Annotated in this window: 4 protein-coding genes; 3 read left to right on the forward strand and 1 reads right to left on the reverse strand. The window is 68.3% G+C overall.

The window, feature by feature from the left end; all coding sequences use genetic code 11:
* Positions 1-754 (forward strand): Asp-tRNA(Asn)/Glu-tRNA(Gln) amidotransferase subunit GatB (locus AC2VON_RS00045; protein WP_486951108.1); only part of this gene is annotated, 754 nt, incomplete at its 5' end.
* A gap of 15 nt (positions 755-769) precedes the next feature.
* On the opposite strand, the gene AC2VON_RS00050 is transcribed toward AC2VON_RS00045, so the two are convergent.
* Positions 770-1,891 (reverse strand): PQQ-dependent sugar dehydrogenase, encoded by a 1,122-nt coding sequence (locus AC2VON_RS00050; protein WP_486951111.1) that lies wholly within the window; start codon positions 1,889-1,891, stop codon positions 770-772.
* A 156-nt stretch (positions 1,892-2,047) separates the two neighbouring features.
* On the opposite strand from AC2VON_RS00050, the gene AC2VON_RS00055 reads away from it, so the two are divergent.
* Positions 2,048-2,899: a DoxX family protein gene (locus tag AC2VON_RS00055; RefSeq protein ID WP_486951109.1), complete on the forward strand. Its 852-nt coding sequence runs from the start codon at positions 2,048-2,050 to the stop codon at positions 2,897-2,899.
* A gap of 297 nt (positions 2,900-3,196) precedes the next feature.
* Positions 3,197-4,506 (forward strand): biosynthetic-type acetolactate synthase large subunit (ilvB, locus tag AC2VON_RS00060; protein WP_486951110.1); only part of this gene is annotated, 1,310 nt, incomplete at its 3' end.

Below are 4,506 nucleotides of genomic sequence, written 5' to 3' on the forward strand. Positions count from 1 at the left end.
CGAGATGCGCCGTCAAGCCGCGGTTTTGTCCGCGGGAGGCCGGGTCACCCAGGAGACCAGGCACTTTCACGAGGCCGGCTACACCAGCCCCGGCCGCACCAAGGAGACCGCCGAGGACTACCGGTATTTCCCCGAGCCCGACCTGGGGCCGGTCGCGCCCAGCCGCGAGCTCGTCGAGCGGCTGCGGGGCACTATTCCGGAGCTGCCGTGGTTGGCGCGCAAGCGGAGTCCGGCCGAAGGGGGGATCTCCGATGAGGTGATGCGTGATCTGGTCAACGCCGGCGCGGTGGAGCTGGGTGCCGCGACCGTCGACCGGGGCGCCCCCAGTGAGGCGGCCCGGGCCTGGTGGGGGAACTTCCTGGTGCAGAAGGCCAACGAGGCGGGGGTCGAACTCGACGCGCTGGCGATCACCCCGAAGCAGGTTGCCGCGGTGGTGGCGTTGGTCGATGCGGGCAAGTTGAGCAACAAGCTGGCCCGCCAGGTGGTCGAGGGCGTATTGGCCGGGGAGGGCGAACCCGAACAGGTGATGGCCGACCGCGGGCTGGTGCTGGTCCGTGACGACTCGCTGATCCAGGCCGCGATCGATGAGGCGCTCGCCGCCGATCCGGAGGTGGCCGAAAAGATCCGGGGCGGCAAGGTTGCCGCTGCCGGTGCCATCGTGGGTGCGGTCATGAAGGCCACCAGGGGCCAGGCCGACGCTGCCCGGGTACGCGAGCTGGTGCTGGTGGCCTGCGGGTGCGGGCCAGGTCGCTGACGCGAGGAGAGACTGCTACGTCTTGTCGTCGTTGCTGCGCGGGAAGCCGCCGGACGGGAACAGCGGGAACACCACGTCGTCAAGTTTTCCGGCGTCCCCGGCGGTCCTGTTGATCGTCCCGCCCCAGACGTTGCCGTCCGGTGACATCCGCACCGCCCAGACGTGTCCGTGGGTGTCCTGGCGCACCACCTCGGGCTCGCTGGTGACCGCACCGGTTCCGGGCGCGAGCCGCACCGCCACGGTCTGCTCGGTATTGACGAGGTTGACCAGTACGGTGCCGTCCATTGCCGCGCAGCCGGCCACCCCGGGTTTATCCGGCCACGTCCACACCGTCGAGACGCGGGAGTCCTTGGTGATGCGCTGCAGTCGGTCGGCGCTGGGGGTTCGGTCGGCCACGTAGAGCGATCCGTCGACGTGGTCGACGCAGAGACCGCCGCCGGACCCCACTCCGGTCAGTGCGGTGGTGGGGGGCGCCTGATCGATGGTCGTCGGTTGCTCGATGCGCAGCACCTTGCCGGCGCGGGATCGGGGATCGGCCGCCGCCCCGGGATCCCCGGCATCGCCGGTGAGCACCACCAGTGTGGTTGGGCTGGTGAAGAGCAACGCACCGGTATTGCCGGTCACGCCCTTGGGCATCCCGGTCAGGATGTTCTTGGGTACGTCACCTTCGGCGATCCGGACGACCCGGTTGTCGGTGGCGGTGCTGATGTAGGCGTACATCAGCCGGTCCTGCGAATAGGTGGGCGACAGCACGATGTCCATCAATCCGCCGTCGCCGGACGGGTCGACCCCGAAGACGGTCTTGACCTTGGGTTCGGCGCTGACCGAAACCTCTTTGACCGCCCCAGTGGTGCGTTCGGCGACCAGCGCCGACTTGTTGTCCGGGAGCATGATCAGGCCGCTGGTGCTCTCCAGACAGCCCTGCATCACTCCGGGCGCCGGGCACGCCTTGGGAAACGGCTTGGCAGGCAGCGGCGGTGGCGGCGGAGGTGTCGAGGTGGGCAGCCGGCCGAATCTCGGCTGGGTGGTGAACGGCTGCGACTGTGCGTCGTTGAACTGCGCACAGCCGGTCACAACGAGCAGTGTGGTGCACAGCGCGACAGCGACCCGGTGAACCGGCCTATATATCCGCTGCATCCGCATCCCGTCAGGTTACGGACACCACCGCCGAGTCCGCCAGGACGGCTTGCCGGCGCGGCGCGGCGAGGTACAGCGGGCAACATGCACGGATCGGTTCGGTCACGGAAGCGTCCAAATCCCCAATCCGTGCGTGATTGCCCTTACCCTGGCAGGGTGACCAGTCAATCTGCGGACTCGCGCTGGCGGCGTCCGGACGATTCGGCGGCGTCCGACCAAGCACGGTCCGGTTCGGCGGCACGCCTGGTGGATCCGGAGGATGACCTCCCGTCGGCCACCTACACCGGTGACTTCGAAACGACCACCATCCCGCCCTACGACTCCACCAACTCACCCAGCTCCTATGCCGTGGGCACCGGATACGGCCTGCTCGGCGACCCGGAACCGTTGCCCTATGTCCAGCCGTCCTACGGCGGTCGGCCTTGGGCGCAGGCGGCCGGCGACACGGACGATGCTGATGCTGACCGGCCTTTTGGGGCCGCTGACCGGCGCGGAACCCAAGACCTGGGTCTGTTGATCCTACGGGTGGGCCTGGGCGTGCCGCTGGTCGCCCACGGGTTGCAGAAGCTGTTCGGCTGGTGGGGTGGCCACGGCTTGACCGGGTTCAAGAACTCGCTGTCGGACGCCGGCTACCAGCACGCCGATATCCTCGCCCTTGCCGGCGCCGGCGGTCAGATCGTCGCCGGGGTGCTGTTGGTGCTGGGGTTGTTCACCCCGCTGGCGGCGGCAGGGGCGCTGGCCTATCTGATCAACGGCGCGCTGGCCGGCGTTTCGGCGCAGACCGAAGACCGGTTGGCCTACTTCCTGGCCGACGGCCGGGAGTACCCATTCATGCTGGTCGGCGTGGCGCTCGCCATCGTGCTGGCCGGGCCGGGTCGCTACGCGTTCGACGCCGGTCGCGGCTGGTCTCGGCGGCCGTTCATCGGCTCATTCTTGGTGTTGCTGCTCGGTGTCGGCGGCGGTGTCGCCCTGTGGGTTCTGCTCAACGGCGCGAACCCGCTGGCGTGACGCGTTGAGATTGCACCCAGGGCTGTGCGTCGACGGAAATTGCGACCGTGTGTGCAATCTCAAGGATCTCAGGCGGGCTACCTGAAATTTGACGGTTGACCTGTGCGGAGGCTAGCGTCGAACATTATGGACAGCCGTGGAATGCTGGTAGTACTTGGTCGGCGCGTTGGTGGCTGCTGACTAGTATTCGGGGATCAACGCGCAACCCTCGGGCAGCAGCAGAGCTGACGGGGGTTTTTGTTTGCCACCATTCGGCACCGTGAAGAGGATCGTGAAGAGGATCGTGAAGAGGATATGGTGAGCGCACCCACCACCCGGCCGCCTGGTCGGCCGGCGCCGTCCGGTACCCGTGGGCGCGCCAACGCCGCGGCTGTCGCCCAGTCCAGTGTGCGGCCCAAACACATTGCGCCGCAGCAACTCACCGGAGCTCAGTCGGTGGTCCGGTCGTTGGAGGAACTGGACGTCGACGTCATCTTCGGCATCCCGGGTGGTGCGGTGCTGCCGGTCTACGACCCGCTGTTCGACTCGAAGAAGCTGCGCCACGTGCTGGTCCGCCACGAGCAGGGCGCCGGGCACGCCGCCAGCGGCTACGCGCACGCCACCGGCCACGTCGGGGTGTGCATGGCCACTTCGGGCCCCGGCGCCACCAACTTGGTCACCGCACTGGCCGACGCGCAGATGGACTCTATCCCGGTCGTCGCTATCACCGGGCAGGTGGGCCGGTCGCTGATCGGTACCGACGCCTTCCAGGAGGCCGACATATCCGGCATCACCATGCCGGTCACCAAACACAATTACCTGGTCCGCAACGGCAACGATATCGCGCGGGTGCTGGCCGAGGCTTTCCACATCGCCGCCACCGGCCGCCCCGGCGTGGTGCTGGTCGACATTCCCAAGGACGTGCTGCAGGGCCCGTGCACGTTTGCCTGGCCGCCGCGCCTGGAGCTGCCGGGCTACAAGCCGAACACCAAACCACACAACCGGCAGGTCCATGAGGCCGCCAAACTGATCGCGGCCGCCCGCAGGCCGGTGCTCTACGTGGGTGGCGGGGTCATCCGCGGCCAGGCATGCGAGCAGCTGCGCGAACTGGCCGAGCTGACCGGCATCCCGGTGGTCACCACGCTGATGGCGCGTGGTGCATTCCCGGACAGCCACCCCCAGCACCTGGGAATGCCGGGCATGCACGGCACCGTGGCGGCGGTGGCCGGGCTGCAGCGGGCCGATCTGCTGATCGCACTGGGTGCCCGCTTCGATGATCGGGTCACCGGCCGGCTGGATTCGTTCGCCCCCGACGCCAAAGTGATCCACGCCGACATCGACCCGGCCGAGATCGGCAAGAACCGGCACGCCGACGTGCCCATCGTCGGCGACGTCAAGGCCGTCATCACCGATCTCATCGACGCACTCCGTCGCGATCAGGTGCCCGGCGAACTCGTCCTGGACGAATGGTGGGCCTACCTGCGCGACGTGCAGGCCACCTACCCGTTGAGTTACGGGCCGCAAAGTGACGGCAGCCTGAGCCCCGAATACGTCATCTCCACCTTGGGTCGTCTCGCCGGGCCCGACGCGATCTACGTCGCCGGGGTGGGCCAGCACCAGATGTGGGC

Source organism: Mycobacterium sp. TH-M82, assembly GCF_057473605.1.